Annotated in this window: 14 protein-coding genes; 2 read left to right on the top strand and 12 right to left on the bottom strand. The window is 38.1% G+C overall.

The window, feature by feature from the left end; all coding sequences use genetic code 11:
• Position 1 precedes the first annotated feature (1 nt).
• The 12 genes from FTU70_RS00065 to FTU70_RS00120 all read right to left on the bottom strand — a co-directional run bounded on the left by FTU70_RS00065 (position 2) and on the right by FTU70_RS00120 (position 24,161).
• Positions 2–3,295, bottom strand: coding sequence for an STY4851/ECs_5259 family protein (locus FTU70_RS00065; RefSeq protein ID WP_179991173.1), 3,294 nt, complete (start codon positions 3,293–3,295; stop codon positions 2–4).
• 172 nt (positions 3,296–3,467) lie between these two features.
• Positions 3,468–4,832, bottom strand: a complete 1,365-nt coding sequence (locus FTU70_RS00070) for a restriction endonuclease subunit S (RefSeq protein ID WP_179991174.1) — start codon at positions 4,830–4,832, stop codon at positions 3,468–3,470.
• A complete protein-coding gene (locus FTU70_RS00075) occupies positions 4,829–6,391 on the bottom strand; it encodes a type I restriction-modification system subunit M (protein WP_179991175.1) in 1,563 nt (520 codons plus the stop codon). Before FTU70_RS00075 ends, FTU70_RS00070 begins: the two co-directional genes overlap by 4 nt.
• Before the next feature lie 63 nt (positions 6,392–6,454).
• Positions 6,455–9,913 carry a type I restriction-modification system endonuclease gene (gene hsdR / locus FTU70_RS00080; protein WP_179991176.1) on the bottom strand — a complete coding sequence of 1,153 codons (3,459 nt, stop codon included), beginning with the start codon at positions 9,911–9,913 and terminating at the stop codon, positions 6,455–6,457.
• Positions 9,914–10,441: 528 nt separating this feature from the next.
• Entirely contained in the window at positions 10,442–10,597 is a 156-nt protein-coding gene (locus FTU70_RS00085; protein WP_179991177.1) for a hypothetical protein, read from the bottom strand.
• 89 nt (positions 10,598–10,686) lie between these two features.
• On the bottom strand, positions 10,687–11,949 hold the full coding sequence (locus FTU70_RS00090; protein WP_179991178.1) for a class I SAM-dependent DNA methyltransferase: 1,263 nt from the start codon (positions 11,947–11,949) through the stop codon (positions 10,687–10,689).
• Positions 11,950–11,963: 14 nt separating this feature from the next.
• Positions 11,964–12,545: a restriction endonuclease subunit S gene (locus FTU70_RS00095; RefSeq protein ID WP_127799124.1), complete on the bottom strand. Its 582-nt coding sequence runs from the start codon at positions 12,543–12,545 to the stop codon at positions 11,964–11,966.
• A 184-nt stretch (positions 12,546–12,729) separates the two neighbouring features.
• On the bottom strand, positions 12,730–13,731 hold the full coding sequence (locus FTU70_RS00100) for an HNH endonuclease domain-containing protein (RefSeq protein WP_373682991.1): 1,002 nt from the start codon (positions 13,729–13,731) through the stop codon (positions 12,730–12,732).
• A 35-nt stretch (positions 13,732–13,766) separates the two neighbouring features.
• Positions 13,767–17,750, bottom strand: a complete 3,984-nt coding sequence (locus FTU70_RS00105; protein WP_179991179.1) for a hypothetical protein — start codon at positions 17,748–17,750, stop codon at positions 13,767–13,769.
• 5 nt (positions 17,751–17,755) lie between these two features.
• Positions 17,756–21,331 carry a hypothetical protein gene (locus FTU70_RS00110; protein ID WP_023013366.1) on the bottom strand — a complete coding sequence of 1,192 codons (3,576 nt, stop codon included), beginning with the start codon at positions 21,329–21,331 and terminating at the stop codon, positions 17,756–17,758.
• 532 nt (positions 21,332–21,863) lie between these two features.
• Positions 21,864–22,448: a class I SAM-dependent methyltransferase gene (locus FTU70_RS00115; RefSeq protein WP_023013367.1), complete on the bottom strand. Its 585-nt coding sequence runs from the start codon at positions 22,446–22,448 to the stop codon at positions 21,864–21,866.
• 78 nt (positions 22,449–22,526) lie between these two features.
• Positions 22,527–24,161: an HNH endonuclease gene (locus FTU70_RS00120; protein WP_179991180.1), complete on the bottom strand. Its 1,635-nt coding sequence runs from the start codon at positions 24,159–24,161 to the stop codon at positions 22,527–22,529.
• 581 nt (positions 24,162–24,742) lie between these two features.
• Here FTU70_RS00120 and FTU70_RS00125 point away from each other — a divergent pair.
• Positions 24,743–25,492 carry a metallophosphoesterase gene (locus FTU70_RS00125; RefSeq protein WP_179994206.1) on the top strand — a complete coding sequence of 250 codons (750 nt, stop codon included), beginning with the start codon at positions 24,743–24,745 and terminating at the stop codon, positions 25,490–25,492.
• A gap of 99 nt (positions 25,493–25,591) precedes the next feature.
• Positions 25,592–25,774 carry a hypothetical protein gene (locus tag FTU70_RS00130; protein WP_005236300.1) on the top strand — a complete coding sequence of 61 codons (183 nt, stop codon included), beginning with the start codon at positions 25,592–25,594 and terminating at the stop codon, positions 25,772–25,774.
• The last annotated feature ends 33 nt before the right edge of the window (positions 25,775–25,807 follow it).

Genomic DNA, 25,807 nt, shown 5'->3' on the forward strand with positions numbered 1-25,807 from the left:
GTTACTTCGCTTCTAAAATTAAATATTTAACAATTGAACTAAAAATTTGATTAAACCATTGCTCATCAAATGCAATGATTTGCTTAAGTTGCAATACATCGTAAGCACTCAATTGCAGTTTAGAATGATGCTTAACGTTCATATATGCTAAACAAAATGGTAAATAGACCACATCTTTATTCCACTGACTTGCCAATTGACAACTAAAAGGGAGCTTCTGCATACAATCAAAGTAAGCCCATTTATTCTGCGAAAGTGCCGTTGGCCACGCTTGATCTTCTGTTGCACTATGATTTCGTTGCAACATACGTTGATACTCAGAGTTTTCTAAACCACCTATAAAGTTACCTTCAAATATCCAGTCATTTAAAAAGTGAAAATTAAACTCAGGCCCAAATGAACGTTGATTGCTCAAAAAGAATGTATGAAATGATTCAGCCAATAAAGGAGTAAAATTCTTCAATCTTTTTAAGATATTTTCTGCCTTTGCTCGACCATATGTTCCATCATCCATCAGAATTTTCTGCCAATACTGAATCAATTGGTTGATTGCATTCTGCCATGATGAAACAGGAATTAAATACCACATCACCGACAGTTCGGTTTCGAAACGCCGTAAAATATCGAGAGATAAATCAAGTTTAAATATCGCGATAGCCAATTGATCATAATTTGCAGCTAGCCCCTTTAAGACTTCAAAAGTATTTAAAGGCAAATGCTCATAATTATGTAATAAAGCTTTCACATGTTCCCAAAACACCTCATTATTTTCATAATTTACTGTACGTATAAACTGCTTAATCGATAGTTTATTCTGACCAAAATTACGTGTTGCTTCGGTCAATTCATCTATTTCAGTATCTTCAGGATAGTTAAATTCTGGAATAAGCTTGGCTCTAAACAATGTAGAATCTTTTGCGGGTATTAATAAATACGGTGCAAGACTCATATCCAATTCTTTAACTTGAAAAACCTTACCTATCCATTCATTTTTTTCAAGCAAATCGAGAGGTGCCACTTGTGGTTGCACTAACGACATTGCCTGTGGCTTAAAAGATAAAGAAGCTTTGTCATTATAATAAGCCTGAATGCTTTTACCCCAATTAAGTTGATGTGCATAATGGCGGATGTTCCATTTTTTTTCGCTGTGGTGATAGCTAACGGTGCATTCAACAAAACTATCTAAATCATCATCTAAGGCCAAAACGCCTTTCACATCTTCGACTAGCTCATATAAATTAATAGAAGAAATGCCTTGTTTAACCTTGATTTTCTTACGATAAAAAGGGACATCATACCCCTGATTTTTTTTTGTTTTTAAAACAATATCAAAATTCAACTTAGCCGCGCGGTCATAGGAGTACACTTGCAGTTCGGTATTCAATAAGTCGTGAATTACTAAATCTTTTGATGTTACTTCTTTCTGCTCATTAATCAGTTTAAAGCCTCTTGCGGGGAACGGAACAGTAACAATACACTCTCCACCAAATTTAAAGGTTATTTTTAAGTTTAATGCTAAAGGTACAACTGCACATACCACTTGGCACTTATACGATATTCCAGTCTTTTCATAGACTAAGCTTGAATGAGGATTCAAGACTTCAATTTGAATTTCAGCATCTGATTCAATATCAAGTATAGCTTGATTAAGTACAGCACCTGCTCTTACATTCACTTCAAAATGTTTTGGTAAAACAATTACTTTCTTTTTTAATAGACTTTCACCCTGTCTATTTTTTAAAGTTAGCATCTGTTGTCCAAGTAACCCATGCAAAGGGATACTTTCAATCGGCTCTTTGCCACAAAATAAAGTATGTGTACCAAATGTTTTTAATACTGGTTTTCCTGTGAATGCTAAACTCGGTGAAGTTTGTAATGCGCTGATATTATTTGTTCTAAATAATAACTGTTCAAATTCAACTTGAGAGTGACCGCATTTAATGAAAATTTGATCACCATCTTGTGTCAGAATCCGTTGATGGCCACTAATTTTATACAGATCAAATGCTAAAAATTGTCCTATATACTGTGGTGAGTCTTCTGATTCTGTAGGGATAAACTTTGCGCCAGCCGGCAGACTAAGCAAGACTTCAGATGCCTTGGTTTTTAGCGCACCTTGTGCAATATACTTTGGTTTATCCTGTATTTCAAAAGCTATAGGTAAAGTTTCAAAATCCAGGGAACTGTCTTCTAATTCCTTATAGCTAAGTACTACCCCATCTACCTCTAGACACAAATATAAGGTTTCATTGCAGGATTGTCGGCGAATGTCTTTTGAAAACCCTCGGTTAATTTCTGCAATGACTTGTTGGCTCTCCTGCAAAGAAAGATAAGCAACGCATAAAAAGTGGCTTTTATTATTCAAGCCTTCTTTAATCACCAAATGACCCCGTGTTCGAAGTAACTCAGTGTTCTCTTTCAATGTAAAAGAAAGTTCTTCAGGTAAATAAACCGTACTAAATAGCTCTCTAAAATCCTTAGACAAGCTATGTGTACATTTGAAAGCCTGGCGTAATTGGTGATGTTTAGAAATTTCTTCAGTGGTAGATTTAAATAAATGCCTTAAGAAATCATCTACAATGGTTTGATCTTCATCAATTGGCAATGGAAATTCTTTACGCCAGCTCCTTGATTCTTGATCTAAAATGGTAATTGGATCTTGCTGTACATTTAATCCATACTTTTCCACTTTTTCGATGATTAATTTTACAATATCAATTACTAAAGATAATGTCTCATCATGCTCAAATGCTTGGGGCAGCGTTTTTAATTCTTGCTGAATTTCAGCTCTTAATTCATCAATATCATATTTATTGTTTAAATATAATGAGGTCACTTTTTGAAAAATCGAGATATAGCGATTGCCATCCTCTTTTAACAGGCGTGCCGGGAACCCACCCTCTTTAAAAATCGAACCCAGGTAGTTATTGGCTTTACTATATTTTATAATCGGGCGCTTCCAGAATCTCAGCCCTTTAATTACAACTTCATTTCTGGTATTTACGGGTAAGTTGACGATATTTAATGCAGTTAAAATCGGATCCCATGTCCATTTTGCAGTATATTCACGTCTAAACCACTCGGCAGCATACAGTGTAAATAACCTTGCCCATTCATCGCCTATGCGGTTTATATTTTGAAATGGGAACCTTTTTTTTAGAATGTTTTCAATTTCTTTAAATTCCCCAACTGATAATTGATATTGATAAAGTACACGCCCATCAGCAGATGTTAATCCTCGTGTTGTTAATATCTGCTCTAAATATTTTCTAGGACTAAAACTTAAACTGCTCATTATTAAAACACTCGAATTTTAAATATTAAAATACTCATCACTATCATATTCAATACGTTACTTTTAAAATGATTAATTAAGCTTATTGATTAATCACTCAAATAATTTGAACGTATCATTTCCCCTTTAACACAATTAAAAAAATGCCTCATCCCCTCGAGGCATTTTCTGTTCAAACTTCTTTCTTTTTACGTGTCTTTTTGGCTGGCTTACTCGCTTCCCGCTCTGCCTGAATTGCAGCAAGCAAGCTTTCCGCACTGTTTATACCTGTAATCAGCTCTTGATGCTGTTCACGCCATTCTGTAGTCAGTTCACCGCTAAAGGCTTTGGCTAAAATAGATTGAGTGAGTAAATTCACTCGTTTTTGAGCTACTTCTATTTTTTGCTCAATAGTAGAACCTAATGCAAGTAACTGTTTTACTTTGGCTACTATCTCAACCTGTTCTTCTAATGAAGGTAAAAGAAACTGATAATTTCTAACCCCCTTCAAAGGAACATTTTTGATCGTAGCACCCGTAGCTACTTCATGAGCATATTGAATAAAGAATTCCGAAGAAAGAAGAATATAGCCAAAATCTCTATTCATTTTTTCATTGAAATTTAAGTAACAAGCACTTTTCCCTAAAATAATTTTTTCGTTTTGATAAAAGGCTAAATTTCCAATTGTCCCATTAATAGACAAAAGTAAAGTATTCTCACCCAAATCTCTTTTATGTTTTTCAAACTCCAAAGAATTAACAGATTTTGTACTTTCTTTGATAACAATTTCACCATCTATTAAATTATTACCATTTACGAAATGATACTCTCCATTTTCTACATATTGGGGAGTTCCATGTAAGCCATCCCCAATTCTGTGGGTGCATTCAGCCAACGTAGTAGATTCCCACTCTTTAGCTTTACCACGCCACTCCTCCGTCAACTTCCCACTCACCGCATCCGCCAAAACCGACTGACGGAATTTTTTAAGAATGGCAGGAATCGCATCTAAACGAGCTTTAATTTGCTCCACCTGAGCAAGCATGACATCAAGCTGACGTACGATTTCTTGTTGTTCGGCTAATGGTGCTAAGACAAATGGTAATTTCTTACAAGCACTTCCTGATAGCTCTTTAAAAGTCGTCCCTGTTCCTAAACTTTCAGCTAAATCACGAATACGTTTTAAATAGTAATAGAGATATTCCGAAGATATATTTTCATCAATAACAAAGTTTTTAAAACCTTGGTTCGTAGATATCTCATTTGATGCAATTGCTACATAACCAATCGGCGCTCGACTACTGAAAACCACAGAACCTTTAGGTATTAATTTAGCAGAAGAACTTTTATAGCCTTTTTCGGATAAATCTCGTTTACCATGTCCAATATATTTATGTGAATATCCACTCAAATCAGCAGGCGTTAACCAACCAATCCCATTTGGTGGCTCAACAAAGTTTTCAGGATCATTTGCTTTAGGTGTACCGCCTGCAATAACTTCTGAAATATTTTCAATAGATGTTAACAACCACTCAACAGGCAAATTATCTAAACTCATGCCTGTTCCTCAGCGTTTAAACCTAAAGCATCTGCTAATAGCTGTTTTTGAGTATTCGCTTCATCGGTTTGACCTAAGACTTTCATTAACGCATCCAACTCAACCAATGCTTGCGTTAGTTCAGACATTGCTTCACTTGCCAACACATGCGGTTCTGGTAAGTTTGCAGCATCCACGGCGTCATTGTCTTTTAACCATGAAATATCTAAAGAATCGCCTTTTTGTTCTTTAATCCATTCACGACTAAACTTACGCCAACGGCTGTTCTCAAGTGTTTGCTCTTGGCTCTCTTCTGTTAAAGACCATTCACCCTCTGCACGTACTGATAAACCTTTCGGGTCAGCGCCGTAGACCGTTTCAAAGCCTTTCAAATGCGCTTCAGTAAATGGTGTACGCTTACCAAAACTTGGCATATTGGTGCGGAGGTCATACACCCACGTCTCTACCGTGCAGTGTTCGTCTTGTAGCGGATTGACTTTTGTTCCTTTGGTAAAGAACAACACATTGGTTTTTACGCCTTGCGCGTAGAAAATCCCTGTCGGCAAACGCAAAATCGTATGCACATTACATTTGTTCATCAGGTCCTGACGAATTGCTGTACCCTGTCCAGCTTCAAACAGCACGTTATCTGGTAAGACCACGGCGGCACGACCACCTGGTTTTAAGTTCTTATAAATATGCTGTAAAAATGCCAATTGCTTATTTGAAGTGTTAAATGGCAAATCATCACGGGTAATACTTGCTTCACCACCTTTAGACGTACCAAATGGCGGATTGGCTAAAATCACATCAGCTTTTGGCAAAGCCTGCCCTACAGGACCAAGCGAGTTACCCAGTTTAATTGCCCCCTGCTCACCACCAATATCATGCAACAAACAGTTCATTTGTGCTAAACGGCGCGTATTCGGTACAAGCTCTACACCAACAAAAGCATCTAAAGTATAGAATTGAGTTTCTTGTTCAGTCAGTGAATATAAATCATGGTGCTGTCGTATATACGCATCCGCAGCAATTAAAAAGCCCGCCGTACCGCATGCAGGATCTTGAATCACTTCACTTGGCTTTGGTTGCATACAATTTACTATAGAGTTAATCAATGGACGTGGAGTAAAGTACTGACCTGCCCCTGATTTGGTTTCGGTCGCATTCTTCTCAAGCAAGCCCTCATACAAATCACCTAGTCCATCCGCTTTAATGCTAAACCAGTCCAGCTTGTCAAATTCATTGATCAGTTGCTGTAAATGGCGAGGTTCACGTAAACGGGTTTGAGCATTGGCATAAATTGATGCAATCAGCTCATTCTGATTTTGAGACAAGTCCAAGAGCATTTGCTTATAGAAGTTTAATAGCTCAATGCCGTTATGATCTTTAAAATGTGACCATTTATATTGTTCAGGATAAATCTTGGCGAGTGTAGAAAACTCGTCATCCAGCTCATCAACCATTTTGACAAAGAGCAGCATCACCAGTTCAGACACATAATCGCTATAGTTAATCCCGTCATCCTTCAATACATCGCAAAGATTCCAGAGTTTTTGGACAATATCATTTTGTGTCATGTGCTGCACTTCATCAGAAAATGTGAAAAATATAGAAATTTTATTACAGGTGAATTGTAGCAGTTAAGAGGCCTGCCACAACCCGTCATGGATATCATCGACCAGTTTTTCAACGTCGCTATCAAGTAACTTACTCAAGCGTTTAACCCCACCGTCTTTAGCAAACTGATGGTGAATCATATTCTTGTCAACCACCACCTCTTTGGCAATAAACAGGGTTAAACGTGCCAACCATTGCTTTTGATCCTCAGTCCAAGCACGCTGCTGTAGAATCTTGTTTAGACCTCGCTGATAACGTTCTTCCACCGATGAGATTTCTTCACCCAATGTTGAACGGCGAATCATAGAGATGATCTGTGAAGCATATGTTTGATTTGACTCATTGCCACCTAGTGCCTGGGTCAGCTTGCTTGGGGTAAAGCCCTTGCTAGTCAACAAGTTTTCCAGTTCTCGCAACTGCTCACGAGTCAGATCTGATGGTCGTGTAACAACCGCTTTGATAGCGGCATTGTGATTCACGGCTGTTTTAACGAAGCTATCGAAATATTCCAGATAATCTTCAGGCTGTTGATGTGCCGTATCTACGACACGTTCAATCAGTTCATCTTTCTCATCCGAGATAATCGGTAAATCCAAGGTGCCGAGAGCACTACGAACCTCAGCCAAACGTGCTTCTAAAATCGCACTGTGCTGCTGTAGCCAGATACCAAGATCATCCACACCTTTAGCACGCAGCATTTGTGGTAACTTAAATGAATCAACCTTAAAGTTTTCTTTGATTTTTCCAAGTGCTTCACGCAGTTTGACCTGATCAGGATGATGCTTAAACTTCTCAGCCTTACCTAAAATACGGGTCACTTTCTGAATAAATTCATCGAGAACGATATCCGCTTGCGTACGCTTGACTTCATCAATACAAGGAACATTGATTGCTTTTGCTTTCTGCATCAACTCTGGATTACTTAACTCACGAATCAGTTGATCAATACTGATATTTGGACGCACAACAATCGGCTGCATGGTATTAACCGTTTGCAAGGTCGCAAAAATATCTACGGCGTCGTATATACGGAATTCTGTTTTACCGATATCAGGACATAACCGGGTTGCACGACCGAGCATCTGTTCAAACAGCACACGTGAACGGACTTTACGCATGAACACCAAATTGCAGATCTTCGGTACATCAATACCTGTAGTAAGCAAATCAACAGTAACAGCAATATTCGGGAACTTATTCTTTTTATAGCTCTCTACCAGTTTGCTCGGCTGATCTGCATTGCCTGTGATTTTCACCACAGCATCATTATTCCAGTCTTTCCCATATTTCTCTTTGAAAAGCTCATTTAACAATGCTACCACCTGATCCGCATGACGATCCGTCACACAGAAAATCATGGTCTTCTCATCACCTAGTGGATTAAGGTCTTCAACCAATGCCTGACAAATCACTTTATTGAAACTTTCATTGATCACACGACGGTTAAAGTCTGCCACATCAAACGCCATATCATCTTGTAGTAGCGCCGTAGACTTTTGCCCTGTAGCATTAGTCATCACTTGAACAGATGTCCCTTCAGGAATCTCTATGCCTGCCTGACTAAGCTTGGTGATGTAGCGAATCGGTTTGTCATAGTTGACTAAATAGCCTTCCTCTACAGCACGAGTAAAACTGTATGTGAATACAGGCTTACCAAAAATCTCTGTTGTATGTAGTGCAGGTGTTGCAGTCAAACCTATCAGGGTGGCATCAAAATAGTCGATTACACGCTTATAGGTAGACAAGTACTGCGCTTCATCACGAATCGTTTCCTCACCTTCGGTCATTTCCTTATCCAGGGTATAACCACGGTGTGCTTCATCAATGATGATACAGTCATAAAAATCGATTGGCAGTGGTGCATCACTGTTAAACAGACGATGTACCAAGCTTTGCACTGTAGCAACTTGAACTTCAGGACGTTCAGTAGTATCTACACCTAAATCGGCAACAGTATAGATTTGTGCCAAGGTTTGGCCTTGCTCAATGACTTCAGCACCAAATGCATCAAATGCCTGTGTGCCTAAAGTAGAACGATCAACTAGGAACAATATATGCTTAAAACGCTGGCTTTTGATTAATCGATACATTAGGCCAGTCGCTAAACGCGTTTTACCTGTGCCTGTTGCCATAGCCAGTAAAATACGTTGCTTGTCTTTGGCAATTGCTTGCTCAACCGCTTTAATTCCTTCACGCTGATAGGAACGATCATTGAATGGCAGGATCTCGGTCTGTTCTAAATATTCATCTGCACGTTCAATATCCTGCTCAAGTTTCCACTTCAACCCTTCTGGGGAATGGAAACCTTGTAATACCTTAGAAATATTGGATGGATGTCGTACATCACGGAACCAGATTCCGCCCTCATCAGCTAAACGCTTAGACTGCTTTTGACCATTACATGCATACACAAAAGGAATGTGGTAGACCTTCTCCTCAGATGTCCACGGCGTATTCTTATAGGGCTTGTCTAAATCAGACGCAAATAGAAAGCCTTGTGAGTAACGCTCCGCCTGACGAATATACTGACTGACGGTTTTGTTCTGTTTCTTCGCTTCAACCACTGCAACAGGCATTAAGCCTTCAAAAAGTACATAATCCGCAAAACCCTCTTCACCATCCAGTAACGTCGGATATTCTGCTATTGCAAGGTTTAAACCCTTTTGCGGGCGAACGCCATTGCTATACCTTAAAAGCTGTGTATCTGCCTGCCAACCTGCGAGCTGAAGCTGACGGTCAATGAGCTCTCGTGTTTCAGCCTCGGACAATTCAAATGAAGCATTGGCTATATTCAATTGCTCATCTTCAATAGGTGTCTCTAAAGTAGGCATGGTTGCCTGCTGTTCCAGCTCTTTTACTTTTGCTTCATAGGCAGCGAGTTGAGCCTGTAATGTTTGTGCTTCTACTTGCTGCTGTTGCTTAAGCTGTAAATTCTCTGCTTCTAGGGCTGCCAATTTATGTTGAATATCTGAGTGAACAGCTTGCTTGTCCTGTGCCGTACGCAACTGCTGCTGTAGCTCCATCAATTCAAAACGCATGCGCCGTGCTTCAAGCGTTGGGTCAACAGGTGCTTCAAACTCAGGGAACAATTTGGTTTTCTGAGTAGTCAGAATATACAACCACTGTGCCATTCGATACGATAACCGTAGTGAAGTCAAAGCATCACTATGATCGGTTTCGGCATCATGCGCACCTTTGTTACCATTAACACGCAAGGTATGTAAAACAGAGATAAAGTCAGCTTTCAGCTTGAGTCTATTCTCAAGTAAACGAATACGGGAGAGAAAATCCGCCTGTTCAGGGATTTCAAGTTGATTGGCTTGGGCTACTTTATTAACCAGAATCTCAGCAAATTTTCGGGTTTGTACAAGTGTATGCGCTGGTGCTGTGTAGTATGCTGCTTCCGCACTGACTAATAAAGCATGCATCAAAGGATCTACGTCCTTTAAAAAATCAAACTGAGACTCAGTTAAATTCATCATATTATTTACAACTATCTGTACTTTATTATGCTTTTATACAAAGCTCCCCTTAAAATAAGCATATCAGTTCACGTTATTTTTATTAAGAAAAATATTTTGTACATAAGTCTAATTTAGAATGGCTTTGTTGCATAAATATTTTGCAAGATACTAATTTTCAAGGGGTTTGCGAAAATTTAAAAAAACAAATATAATAAAATCATATAGTTGGATATTTTCTACAACAAAGCCCAATAATTCTTTAACTTCAAGGCTTATGGATTGATCCTAGCCATAAAATAAACAGTTAACGCGCTAATTTCATTTAAAGGTGGTGACAATTGAACTAAGTATAACATCTCTCTTTTAACTGACATTTAAACATTTATTAATGCTTGTTTTTAGCCACTTCTACCAAAACAAATGTGAAATCAATAAACCACTTTATCGTTTTTCATGAAAAAACAGAGCACGTTAACCATGCTCTGCCTATAGCTTATTTAGTGGATAAATTTAGTACCAAGGATGAACAATACAAATCATTTGGCATTAAATATGAATTAAATTTTTCTGCCATAAAAGACTGTAGGGCTCTACTGCTTTTTCTAATAGGCTGTTTGCCTGCTGTGTAGTAATCGGTACTGTTTGATGAAATGCGGTTAATTTTTTAGTGAACATACGTTTAGGTGAGAGCTGATTCATCATGACTCCGCTCTGACACCTGAAATCTGTTTCAAATATTTAAATCTAAATTCAGTGATATGAGTAACATTTATTTAAGTAAGATTACTCATTCAAATGTTGTTTAAGAGCTGATTAAATTCATCCTTCACACTCAAATACTGACGTTGCTTTTCTTGCAGTACTGCGAGCTCATGCTCAAGATCTAACTGCTCAACTTCAATATGCACATCAAAATATTCCGTACAGTGTAAGCTATATTTATTGGCTTTGACCTGTTGGATAGTGACATCTTTTGACCACTCATTCTCCTGATCAACAGTGAGCAGTTCCTTAATTTTCTGTGCATCATTCAGGCTTAAATGAAGCTTTCTACGCTGACGCTCGCCTAAACCTCGTGCATCCACCATGCGAATGGTATCTTTAGCTTTGGCTTTATTTAAAATAAGTAAACTCATTTCAATATTTGAATCAGTCAAAATACCAGCAGGAAGTAAAACAACAGCTTCGACCCAATTTAATTGCACTATTTTTTCACGCAACTCTGCATCATACCCACCTCTGAATAGCCAGCCAGGGATAATCTGAAGGTATGCTTTACCATGCGCATTTAAGTTATATAGTGCTTGTTGAATCCACAGACTCTCAGATGCACTGGTAGGAATACGAGCAGTAATAAATAATTCTTTTAAATAATTTTGTCCTGCTACCAAGGATTCTAAGACCCTCATATTGACTGGTGGCGTACTCACTACAAGATCAACACCATAGCTTGAAGAGCCTTCACTTAATGAATCTGCCTGCTGAATATCTGCCTCTTTTTCACTTAAGGCAAAAAGCAGTTTTGTCACCCCTACTGTTGCTTCATTGATATCACGTAATATAGGCTTTTGAGTATTAAGCTCGTGTGCTAATAATCCTAGACCACATGCCCCATCGTAAAGTGTTTTGTCTTCGACAGACCCTATAATAGATGTGAATATATTTAGAATATTTTGTGAATCAATATTAAACATGTCCCCATTTTTATTTGAATTAAGTGCAAAAGCTTTTAATACTTCAAAAGCTTTTTCACCATAATTTTGATTATTCGAACACTCTTCCCGCAGGCTTAAAAACACCTGAACAATATTCACAAGCTGATTGGCGTTCCAACGAATTACATCCTTTGAAAACCAGTGAAATTCTTTTTCCGCTACAAAATCAGAAATAAAAGTTGAGATGTTATCGTGTGTTGATAAAAGGATATTTTTACTTTCTTCTCCATTCTCTTTTACAAGATAAGCAATCAAAGTAAATAGTTCTAATGCAGCACTACGTGTCATCAAGCCTGTCATAGTCGATAAGGCATCTAAATATTCGATTGTATTTTTCATTTTTAATTTCCTATTTAGGCCATCAACTTTTGAAAAGCGGCATTGGTTGCTTTAATTTGTTGAACTTTCAGTTGCTCTATTGCATGCAAGACTTGATTATTTTTGTGAAATACTTCTGCCAATTTATGCTGTATGCCTAAGTCTGGTACTGAAATTTCAATATCCTTTAGACTGCTCACAGGGATATTCATAATCGTAGTACCCTTATTCAGACTGGTGAGCACTGCTTGACCATATTTACTGTTTAAGAAAACAGTTAAAAATTCTGGTAAAGCAACTTCCGAATCTACCTTGATGACTAGACATGTTGCAGGAGCAAATAAATTTAATTTTTCCTGTTCCGCAGTCACAATTGAAGCTCGTAGATTTGTGCCCTTTGATAAAAAAACAATGTCACCTTCTTTTAATTTCTTTTTTTCAATAAGCTCCTCATCGACAAATACTGTTTTCGTTGTACGAGTATTTACATCCAGAAAACCTTTATCGTTTAGGCTTTGACCTGTCAATAAACTGACTTGGATTAAATTCTCTTCATGAGTATCATTGAATTTATTGATTCCAACTGTAATACTTGAACATATTTCATTTAGTTTCATAATTACTCCAAATATAGTTTTAAAAAAACTATTTTTAAATTTCCTGAAGCAAATAGTAGCTCTCGCAAACCACCTTGTAAATAGTTTTATTAAAACTTTTTTAATTAAAGCAAGAAAACTTCTTAATCGATAGCTTAAATATTGAAATGTCGAGTAAGCAGTAACCCTAACTTAACAACTTCAATTATGAGCTGAAGTAAATATATCCATTATTTTTTGCTTGAACGTACGCCCACTCCGCCACCTTATGCGACCGCTCTTTATCCGTTAAAAAACCAAGAACAGAAACTCGATCTACAATGATCAAATCCTGTTCTTCATTACGCTCCTGCCATTTATGCAAAAATTCATCAGATGCCAGTAGATTACTTTTCTTAGAATTACAGCTTGAATCTGCTAACACGAAGTTATGACCTGTATCTGATGGATACATAGACCATGGAATGAAATGATCAACGGCGTAATTGCCATTGCGCATCGGTTTATTGCAGTAGAAGCATTTACAGTCCTGTAGCTCGACCAACACATTAGCCACAGCATTTAATTGGTTCCGACTCGGCTCAAACATGAATTGTTCAAGATTCGGCAACTGATTCAAAATAGGTGCATTGCTGCTGTTCTTACGGATATAGTCAATCCAACGTTTCTGGCAAAGCTCTTCAATGATCTCACTGAATTGCCTTAAGCAAAACATGACTTGAGGCAAAAGGGTAAGCTGCTTTCCACACCGATCAAGCTGATATAAAAACTCAAAATTTTCACCATTGATGTTTTGCAAGTAGCGGACTGGCATGTCTTTTACAGTGCGAGCGACATCTTTAACTAGCTTCAACCACACCAATGAATCTCGTCTTAATAACCCCAAAGAAGAGTAGCTTTGCCGAAACTGTATAATGCGATTCACAATGGCAGCTTGTTTACCATTGTTCTGATTTAAAATCAGCTGCCCTTCATCATTAAAGGTATAGGGTACTGCTTGCTTCCAATACAGCTCGATAAACTTCTCAGCGATATCCGTATATTCGAGTGATAGACTCTCACCTGAATCTTCACCTTTTTCAATAGCTAATCGGCTTAGGCTAATCAGCAATGCAAATTTATAGGTGCTACTAAAACTACCCGACTGTAAAATCAGCTGAATATTTTTTAGAAATTTAAGTTGTTCTTGTGCAGTAGGTATATGCACATTAATCCTCTACTAAATAGATAATATAATTTGAATCATTCATTAAACATAGTCAAAGTATTCACCAAGTTTAATTCACGACAAAGCATGAAATTTGTCTGCTCGAACAACCTTTCAAACACTGGATGCCCTGATAATTGCTGAGTACCACGAAATGGATGATCCCGATATTCTGGCATTACCGGAAACGCTGCATTCCTCACTCTCAGCTCAAAGCTCAATGCATCAAACCAGTCTTTATCAAAGCTCTTGTCTTGAAGTTTAACCAGCTCGTTTGCCGCTACCGGGTACGTCACCCAGAGCTTACGCATCATTCCCTGTTGCTCAACTTCCTTTGTATAGCTATCCGTTTCTGACTCAAGAACAGAAGAAATCATATTCGTAATTTCCCGAATGTGCTTTTGAATGTTCTTGTAAACATTCAACTGTGGGAATCTTCTCTGCAGGGCGATTAACTCATTTCGGAATTTCCTTAAAGAATCTTGTGAGAGATTATCATTGGCAATATCGAAAGACTCCTTATTACCAAAGTTCGAGCGATCTTCCATGATCATAGGCCCACAGATATAGATATTTTCAGGAATGGTCAAAGCATCTTCCTGATCGCTAATAGTGAGTAATCTGGACTTAAGCGAATGATTGTCCCGGCACCATTTCTCGTAGAACTGAAGTTCTTTTAACTCAGGTGTTAATGTAGGTGTGTAAAAACTTCGGTATTTGTTGGTCTTAGTGCTATAGGTGGAACTGAGCTTATTTGCTGAGTAAACCGTTTGGGCCTTCTCTACCACAGCCTTAAGCCTACCTACCAACTCACCTTCAGTTGCAACAATTTTATAAAGAACACTATTCACGTCCTTCATAAAATCCCTAATCAAAGAAGCTAAACCCGGTTTATCACTGGCTTTATCCTTCACCTCACCAATTGGGATCATGGCAATCTGAGTTTTTTTGAAGCCAGCATCCCCAGTGATACGAGTGTATAAAGTCCCACGAATAAGCATGAAAATTGAGAGCATATCCAATGAGCTCTTAACTTTATATTCAAGCTCTGTCTGAGTTTCATCATTAGATACCAAGTAGAAATCTTCTACCAGAATCGTCAGCAGACGATCACGTTCATCGCCGTTGACCCACTCATTTTTCTCTTTATCCAAATATCCACCACGTCCCCGGTAAACAAGCTGGGCGATTTCCATTAAAGAGGCTTCAATTGCGAAACGAGGCATGGCAGCAATGATTGAATCACAGTTCGGGAACGAAATACCCCTAGCTGCAGTCGAAGTAATCAGTACGACTTGCAATGTCTCTTTGCGATCCAGCAACTCTGAACGGTGGTATCCTATTAATTGGCTATCAAAAATGCCAATCTTAGAGCGTTCAACCACTCCTTCATCGACTAATGCATCTCTGAGTGCAGCCAATGCATTTTTATCCTGAGCAAAGTAGATAACTTGCTTTTTACCATCTTCAAGATTCTTTTGAATAAGCTCGATAGCAGTCTGTTGAGTCCTTTCCCCAGCTTTCTGGCGAAATAGATGAGTCAGGTTCTTATCCAATCCAAAATCATCTGTTTCAGGGACTACGGCGTATTGCTTGAGCATATATTGGATTTTAAGATCACTTGCCGGGTAACAGTTCGCCATGATATGGATACTAGAACGAACAGAGTTACCATCATCCAGATCTGCAGTCTGCATCTTGAATGGGAAATTACCCAAAGATGGAGAGATGAACATTTTTGCTGGTAACTGATCCTGTTTCTTCATGTAGTTCTGGATTGCATTCACATTACTGAGGGATGCATCAGCAAGAATCACAGTCACCGTAAATGGTGAATTACCTTGAAACGGTTCAATGAAGTTTTTGGAAAGGAATTTCAGCATCTCATTGATAAAAGTACGTGTGCCTGAATCCCCTGTAATTTCATCAAACATCACTACAATGTTAGGGAACTTTTTGGCAAACTCTCTCCGTTCGATTTTGGCCTCTGTCGGCTTCTTATCGATTTTGTATTGGAACATTTTTTCCAGCCCATCCAAACTGGAAGCTGCCACAGTTTTATTTTGGTTTTCCCTTGGGTTTCGTGGTCCAGCTGGTGTGGTGTTATATGGCATGAATGCCTGACTTGCTACAGTCATCGTCAGTTTATTGAGCTCTGGATGGAATACAAGTAATTGCTGGGTCGCTTCCCCTAATGAATCAAACACTCTGGCAAACTTCTTATTGGTTGCCGTAATTTTAGATTCTGAGGTATTGGCATAGCGTCTATTGGCATTTGCACTCTGTTCCAGGTCTTTGAGCTTCCGGTATTCATCTTGTTTGAACAATAGAACACTTGAGCCATGATCTATCTTCATATCTTCAACACCACCCACAATAGCGGCACCACGAGCATTCACCTTACAATCCGTATTGTGAATCTTCGAATAGATTTGCTGTGCCTGTGTCACCACATCACTGTTACTGGTAATCGTAGCTGATATTTTAGATAAATCACTGACCACATCATCGTTAATCAACACTCGTGGACTGGCGTAGAAGAAGAAAAACCCTTCCAAATCGACCAACAAGGTCTTAACGCTCGATGTTTTCCCAATCCCCGGCGTACCAGTCAAACAGATGAAATTCACCCGACCTTGTTTACTTTCCTTCAGTGCCAGTACTACGGCGCATTTATGCAAATCACGTAAGGTGAATGAAGTTTTATTCTCAATTTTTCCCTTACGAATTGTTTTAAACTCAGCCTGCACCATCTCTTTAAGTTTTTGGTTATGGTCTTCGTCATCGACTTGCCGATCTATCAAGTCAAAAACCCACTCTAAAGCCAGTGGCTGGTTAGGATTCACAAAATCCTTAAGCCTTTCAGTAATAGTGAAAGTAAGATCCTGACCGTAGGAAATATCGCTAATATTTTTGGACACGATTTCCGAGATGTTTTTGACAGGTTCATTCACCAGATAATTCAGAATCTCAACTTGCAGTTTCGTGCGTTCATCCATATCGTCCAGACTCAGAACGTTATCCTGATACTCCTTGCCCAGCTGATACATAATTTCCAGCTCTGGTGATTTATCTTTATCCGCAAATTCAGCAGAGATGTACTCACTTCCCCGGCTGGTGATCGCCATCACACTCAGACGAATATTTGGCATGTCATCTTGTTCAAACTGCCATTTAAAAGAATCAACAAAAGTGGTTGCATACGAACAGCCTTGCGCCATCTTAAATAGGACTTTTTCCTTACGGACATAGGCTCTCAAGTATTCACGTAGTTTTTTTGAGAACTTAAATGGGATCTCTTGAGCTTCTGCATTTACGTATGAGAAAACACTTTGGGATTCAGAATGTTTGATGTAACGCTTGTACTCTTGCAAATAGGTACAAGAATCCTTGGCGTTGAATTGTTCTGGTTCACCTAAAACGTAAAATAATGAATATTCCTGAACCAGCACATGATAGTTGGATTTGACTTTGATTACCGCCAAGAAATCAGCACGACCAAACATACCCTTACCAAACATTTTAGCGTGGGTAAGACTGAATTGTTGATTCCATGTTTCCAACGCCTTCTCCTTGAAGGCTTTAATAGCAATATGTTCTTCCTCAGTTGTGTAGTCATCTACAATGGTCTGGGTTATATCATTTGGCATTGTCAGCGGACACCAGATGCCAGATAAGCTCCAATTTGGTGTTGCATTCGCCGTTTTAGCCCTTGCATTACCTTTTGGCTTGATCTTTCTTAGAAACTCACGAGTATTGGTATAACCATGCCCGAATCCAGTTTTTATCAATTGCTGAAAATAGCTTTCGATATTTTCATGGATAGCGGCATTAATGACATCGCTATATAGCGCTTCCTTCATTTCCTGAAAGACATCAGCAATCTGTTTACTATTCCATTCTGCTACTACAGGATTGCTGGCTGATAATAGCTTTGCATCAAGCAAAGCCATAATCGAACCACGTTTAACAGCGATCTCATAAACCTCGCCCCAAACTTTGGCTTCATTTTTTACCACGGCGCTTACTCCACATCAGTCGCTAAAATTTCTTCAGCTCCCTCTGGAATCGGCTCGATTGGATCAATCAAGTCTTCATTCTTCAGAATAACGTATTCTTCGAGCTTGCCGATTAAGGCTGGCAGACTCATGACGACTTCGCCTTTATTTAGACGACTCGACACTATGACTTCACCAAGCTCTTGAATGCCAGTGGTGCCACGAATATGGGAAGGCTCAAGTACCGGAGTGAAGTTTTTGCCAGCTGTAGGACGTTCAGACTCAAAGTAATGCAGTCCACGCAATACAGAGCGAATTGATTTCATTTCATTGGAATCATTCACATCAATAATATTACTGTGCAATCTGATTCGTTTATCATTATGAATCGAATGCTCCTGACTGGTTAACATATAGAAATACGAACAAATACCATTCTGAGTACGAACACCCACAGTACGTTTAGTCGCAAAGCTATATACGGACAAGGATTGTTTATATTCTTTTTGATTGATGATCGCCGTATGGTACTGATGGTGCGGTACCTCATAGACACGACTGTTATCACTGGTTTTTAAGCTCAGTGCTGGGATCGTATCAGACTGGAATGGATAGAAATTCATATTCGGGAACAACTGATCAAGTTGATCCAAAGCACTTTCACTTTCATGAATCAAGTTGCTGGTTTCAGTCTTACCGATCTTACGCTGTGCAAAATGGTGTGAAAGCAATACAACATCTTCAAAACCATCTGACTGCAGTTTTTCGATGATACGGTGCATCGCCTTACTTGTTCTCAGATTGTCTTCAGCAACTGGGGCATGACTGACCTTCTGTAGTGATAAGCGACCCTGTTTATCGTTGATACGCTCAAGTGTATAGACGTAGCAGATGTAGCCATAATCTGGTTTAAGCAGTAGCAAATCCTTCTGATGCTGATACTTAAATTCCACATCATTCTCAGGTCGAGAGTTATAGCTAATACAGGCAATTTTGTCCTTAGTGCCCTCAAATGGGATGATGATTTCTGAATATCCTGACAGTGCTTCAATTGCAGCCTGAATACGGTAAGTGACTGTTTTATCCATAGCGAGATTCACCGGGGCACAAACTCGCTCACCATTTTGATTACCATAAGGCATAGGATCTGGTTGATACTTAAGCCCCTGTACCTTCACAATAGCATCATCATTGTTCAGCAACTTCTCAAGGGTATAAGCGGTGGCATACGCTCGTTTACACTCAGGATTAAACCCACCTTTTTGGATCTTTTTTGATTTCCTTTGAAATTGGGCTTTTTCTTCATTCTCATGTTCATCAACTGAGTCAATTCGCATTAGAGGTACATATAAGCGCTCTTCAATACCCAGTTGATTTTTTACTTCTTTAATCAGATGTTTAAGGAATAGATGAATCGCAATCGAAAAACATGACGTACTGATGATCAAAGCATTTTCTTTTTCATCCAAACATAATTGAGCATGGCCGCCTTTTAGGTCACTCAATCGAAATAGCTTAGATGAATAATGAATCATGACCTTGTATTTAGATAACAAGTTGTCATAACTTAAGCTCTCAGGATGATAAAAATGTGGCAGCCCATTGTCGCTGACCTTCTTGTTGGTCGGCACCATCAATACTGGTAAACAAGGAATATTCAGATTACGAGCGACATCAAATTGATCTAGGTCGGTATTAGGATTCTCAATCGGTACCAACGTTCGAATTTTCAGTGTGGAATTAAACTCAATCTCGCTTAGGGCTTTACGAGCATAATCATTCTTTCGAATGATTTCGTCTTGGCTCATTTTCGCCAATTTTTTACGGCTAGCATCCACCATCGAGATGTAGCTGTAAAAGTTCGATTCTTTACCCTTAAATATACTAAAGAACTGTTCCGCATCTTCACCAATTGAACTCTTGAATACATCTAGATTCACAATACTTGGAAGGATGTAGAGTACAGTTTTAAGACTACTATCCTTTTCCATCTCACTAATGATGGAATCCAGATTCGCTTTTAGCGCTGTAGTGATCGTAGACGTGATCGCCTCCATTCGCTCATGCATTTTTTCGGTATTGAGCTTTTCGTCTAAGATACGAGTAAGGTTAAGTCGGATTTTTTGAGGATTCTTGAATGCATCAACCAGTTTATTGAATGCCCCTTCAAAATCTGAAATCTTCATGTCTGCCCCAGATAGAACGAAGTACATCATAATGAGCTGGAACATCTCTACTTGAGCAACGCGATCTGAGCACTCTTTGCTTAATCGTTCTTCAGAAATCGGCTGACCTTTATCATCCACAATATCCTTCAGCAGCAATGCTTTATTGATAGTATGCAGACGAGCTTCATAAGCAGTCAGCATGGTATCTGTACCCGAACGGTTGCCTTTGCTTGTCTTATAATTGATCTGCAACTTAGAGTTAAATGAACTTACTTTTTCCTCTTTAACAAACTCCCCATTCACTCGAAAGGCATAAGTGACTTCACGTTTTAGAGATAGCCCTTCCTTATCCTCATGACGAATATCATTCATTTCAATTTTTGGTTTTACCCAGATTGGCAAAGCATCTGTTGCTCCAACATAGGCCAGCAAACCATTAAAATCAACTTTACCTACAGCGCCATAGATAGCACTAAAGTCAATACCATAGTCCTTAATGGTTTCCGTTGTCTCCTCATTCCATGGAGCAATTCGATTACCAAAAATCTCAAAGAAAGCAATTGCTTTACGGATATAGGAAACAGCGGACTCACGCTTGAAATCGTTACGCTCAGTCTTCTCAATGTGATCCGCAATGATCTCCATAATTTTGAAGCAATTTCGGATACGAGCTCGTGATAGTGCTTTGATTTCTACGAAATGAAGTAGATTTTGGATATCATTATTTTCAGCAGAACATTCATCATCAAGAATTTCCTGCATACGTTCAGCAACCTCTAATGGCATCTTTTCACCAGCTGAGTAGGACTGCTTCACAATGGCTTTGATTGCCTCGCAAACCTCTTTCACCCATTGAGGTTTGCTGATTTCTTCAGTAACAGTGAAAAGTCGTAATTCGCCATCTTTTGCTTTTAAGTCGTTTGTATATTGCAAAGAAGCTACTTTAGATTGTCCTTTGACTTGCATAGGATACTGAGAATTTTTGGCAATCACTGGATCAGAATATTTGAGATCGCCTAAGAATTGGTTGAGAAAATTCAGTGCCATACCTGTCGGAGCATTTTGAAGTACTTGCTGAACAATTTCAGACATCACTTGGTCTAAATCACGATAGGTCTGGGCAGTTTTAGCTTCAGATTCCTTATCAAATAAAGTGCTTATTCTGAGTTTTGAATCTTCAGGTAATAATTGAATATCTTTGATGATGTTATAAATTGGCTTTGAATCGTTTTTAGTCCCGATCTGCTTAAATACTGCAGACACAAAAGCGGTGGCATCAAAATGCAAATTATGAGAAGGCCCATAATAATTGAAGAAATGATCTGATTGATGGTTTTTAAGAGTCCCCACCATAGCTTTTAATAAAGGGGAAAGAATTATTTTAGGTGCGAGTGTACTTAGTTCAGTACTAGAACCATTGTTATTTAATTGCATTAAGTTTTATCCATGACAAAGTTGGCACTAAGAGGTATTTTTATATTTATTAAATATCAAAATCCTCTGTCTGAACTTTGATCATATTTTTTTTAATTAAGAATGTAAATATAAGTTATTTAGAGATTTCTTAAATCGCCACACATATCTTGATATTATGGGAGTAATTAAATCATATTGATAACCATAATTTTCTATATAACTTGGAAACTTGTACAGTAAAATGACTTCATAAACAGATGCGGATTAAAAACCATGGAATCCTCGGTAGCCTATAAATAACCGAAGTTATAAGTAGAGGTTAAGCAGCCATTAAAGGTGATCTTCCTTTGTTAGCTTGGTGTGGTCTTTCATGATTCGAATGCCACACCCAATCAGTTCTGTAATCCTTGTGTCCTGCCATTTTTCAATAGCTAATCGTTTGAGAATAATCAATAGTGAAAATTTATAATGACCACTAAAACTCTCCGACTATAGAACCAGTTTGATATTTTTTAGGAATTTCAATTTTTTTTGAGCTGTAAGAATAAAATCAGGCATGTTTTTTCCAAAGTACATTCAGCCATTTTTCTTGTCGATCAGGTCGCTGATCTACTGTAATCCACTGTTTTAATACCCTAACCCCATTCAACTGGTCTAACAATTCCTGAGCCTGCTCTTCATTTAAGTCAGTAAACGCCCTACCGCCTTTTACTCTATCTGCTGTTCCATATTTAAAAGACATATAGCACACACCGCCACGGCGTAATGCAGCATGAATACGTTTTAAAACATCAGGGAGTCTATTACGAGCACAATGTAGTAAAGAGGCACATGCCCATACCCCATCATAAACATCGTGCATATCAAGCTCATAAAAACTTTGCTGCTGAACAGCGATACCAGTCAGTTGGCTCGCTCGTTCGACCAATACTTCAGAATAGTCGATAGCATCAACTTGATAGCCTTTATTTTTAAAAGCCAAAGTGTCACGCCCTGAGCCACAGCCTAAATCCAGGATCCGTGCTGAATCTGGCACCTCAGCTAAAAATGGTTGGTATAGACTTTCCATATCCACATACAACGTGGCTTGTAAAAATTGATCTGCGTATTGGTTGTAATAGTCTATTGTTTTCATATTGGTTGCTTAGGCTAAACACTGACCCCAGTCTACTAAAAAACAAAAAGATAAGGGAGCATTTGCTCCCTTATCTTTTTAGTCAAATAAATCTGCTCTTACTTCTTCCAAAGCACGATCTGACTTAAAACGATTACATATCGGGTGAATAATTGCTCCATTTTCTAAAACACCGTAACCACCTTCTGCTTTCGATTCTCGATGATCTACTTCAGTCGATTCAAGGTATAAAGCGCTATCACATACTTCGCAATAGCTCCATGTTTTCCTTTCCTCACGTTGATACAGGTTTCTTTTGGCTGCGAGTGAAAAATTTAGAGGTTTTTTCTTCTTTGATGGTCTTACTGATTTCACAAAGCTCACAACATCATCAACAATGCTCTCATCATAATCACCATCAAAACGTTCAAGGTAAAAATCATTAAAATTAATATAATCAAATGATTGACTCATCGAAAGAATGACGGTGTTCAAACAAACTTCATCTTCAAAATCTAAATCCATATTGAGTCCAATACAGATAAAGGCTTGATACACGTTCTTCAATCGCTCATGTGATCTGATCCCGCTACCAAACTTACCGACAGTTTCTTTGATGGCCACAGGAATTTTTTCAATTAAACTTTCAACACCACGGCGTGCTCGAGTAAATCCAATAAAATCTAACTTCTTATTCTGTATTTCAAAACAGTCTTGTTCAATTTCACAGACGATAGAGAACCAGGCCAAAAAGGATGTCACTTGAAAACGATTATCTTTATAAAAATATAGTTTTGGGTGTAAGCCCAAACTTGGAATCCGAATACTAATTGGTGGTGTAGCGATACGACACAGCACAACTCTAAGTTTTAGCATTAAATTTTCTACACGCTGACCTTGGTCTATATTCACAGTATTCTGACTAGTATCACCAAACATGATATTCAGGAGTTCATTGACCAAGCCGATTTTTTTACCGTGTGTTAAATCTGGTTCTAAAAGTATTATCTTAAAAAGATGATCATGAATTTGCTCACCCAAAGTGATCACTTCATTTATCCGCTCGTAATTCAGTTCAGCCAAGTTGGATTTATTATCGTTTATATAACAACACGCATAGATCACATAAAAAGCATCACTCCCCCTATTTTGTAAATGATATTCTTCATCTGGATCTAATCGCTTCGTATCCGAATTGATTGAACAAAAGGCTTTTCGAGCTTCCTCAGGTGTCCCAATGACTTCAATAAAATTAATTTTGGTTGATTTTAATTTTTGCTGATACTCAGAATCGCTACATAACTCTTGAAAATCAGCTAATCCACCTAATCGATTACGAATCTGACGAATATCTCGTTTTTGTGGTGCCGTGAATTTTGGGGCTCCTATTACTTGCTCATCAATAAAGTATCTTTTGATCCAAGCATAGATAATTGAAATCCTGTGCCCACCATCGATGATATAAATATTACCAGCAGCATCTTTCCAATAGCGAACGCATAAATTGACATTACGATCATTCAAACAGTTTAGAATAAACTCCTGAATTTCAGCAGGGCTCCAGCACTCTGTGGAGCGTTGATTGTCTGCTTTATATAGTTTTTCTAGGATCTCATGGTTGGCGAAGTCATAAAGTGATATTTCAAAGTTATGGTGCAGATTTGAGTGCGACATTTCGTCAGGCACCATCATTTTTCTTTGAATAATATTGGTTAAAAGCTTAGTACGGGCCATTTTATTTTCTCTAGGCAATACTTCTCTATATCTCGTAAGATTACGAAATTAGAAGTAATTAAAATTAAAGTTAGTGATTAATGAATTAAATATTCATTAATTCAGAAGTATCTTTTTGCTAGAGAAAAAACAGATAGAAATAGTATAAAGACGCATTTTAAACCTCGTTGATAGATTGTCGTTTGCCAACATCCTTTCCACGAGATGGAGGCAAACCAAATAGGGTGTGGAAATACCGCTCAACGAAACGGCCAGTCAAAGACTGCCCTACCTGGCTTACCATAAAAACGCCATGTAGACACAAAAGAGCCACTAAAAGCGACTCTTTAGTTCGTTGAGTAACAGGTTTCCACGCCTGGTCACAGATTTTGCTGTAACATCTTTATCTTATGTGCATAAATTCAATTGGTCAAATTTTATGGTCAATATTTGATCAATCAATTCAAAAATAATTCCCTATATTTTTAGAGGCTTAAGAATACAGATAAGTATCTTATAATTTCTACAATATTTAGTTGCTGTAAACTGATCGCAATGAAACTCTATATATTTAAGCAGCGTGATTTAATAAAGGAAGTAGATTGAAACTGCAAATTTTATCGGATACTCACAATTCCAAATATTCAATATCAGAGCAAGCTGATGTCATTATTCACGCTGGCGATTTTTCTAATCGCTTAAGTGGTGCAATTGAGTTTGCCGAAAAATGTAAATCTCTGAATAAAAAATTTATCTTTGTTTTAGGTAATCATGATTACTACAGCTCTAACTACAGTTCAGTCGTGAATTTCTTGAAAGAAAACTACCCAAAAAATGCACTACTTGATGACAACCATATCAAAATTCAAGATAAAATATTTGTAGGTGGCACGCTGTTTACGAACTTTCGCTCCAATTCACCACTTACATCTCCTGAGGTACTTTTACAGTCCCAAAAAGATGCTGAACAATCGATTTATGATTTCGATCAAATCATGATTGACAGTGATCATCGAACGATAACTGCTAATGACTACATAGAATTATTTAAAAAATATCATGAAAATATTATGAAATTTAAGGATCAAGATAATGTGATTGTCATTACTCACTTCCCGCCTCATTTAGCTTGTCTTGATCCATATTGGGGTACGCATCCTGTTGCATCAGCACTCAATCCCTATTTTATTAATGACTTAGATATAAAAGGCTTTAAATTATGGATTGCAGGACATACGCATACATCAGTGGATACTGTAGTCGATGGATGTAGATTAGTGATCAATCCTTTGGGTTATCCACCAGAGCAAGGTAAAAATGGGTTTAGAGAAAATTTGATCATCGAAGTTTAAGTAGTCATACTCGTATTGAAGCAATTTAAACCAACTCTAATATCATACATCCTATAGTACTGTTGATTTAGCTTCTACACCATGAACTAGGAGAAACTCATGTCGAATCCTTTAGACCCAGAAAATGATTGGAAAAATAAAATTGCAGATCAAATACTTGACGATTTAATCGAGATTGCCAAGCTTGAAGGTATGACTATTAAAAAAATGAAAGCAGATCAAAATGGTATTTTCTATGTGGAAGAGGAAATATCAATTGACGACGTACTCAAGCAATTTTGAACTCTGCTCATTGAAACGATATAAAGCGCTTGA

Origin of the sequence: Acinetobacter sp. YH12135 (genome assembly GCF_013418565.1) — a bacterium.
Lineage (GTDB): Bacteria > Pseudomonadota > Gammaproteobacteria > Pseudomonadales > Moraxellaceae > Acinetobacter > Acinetobacter towneri.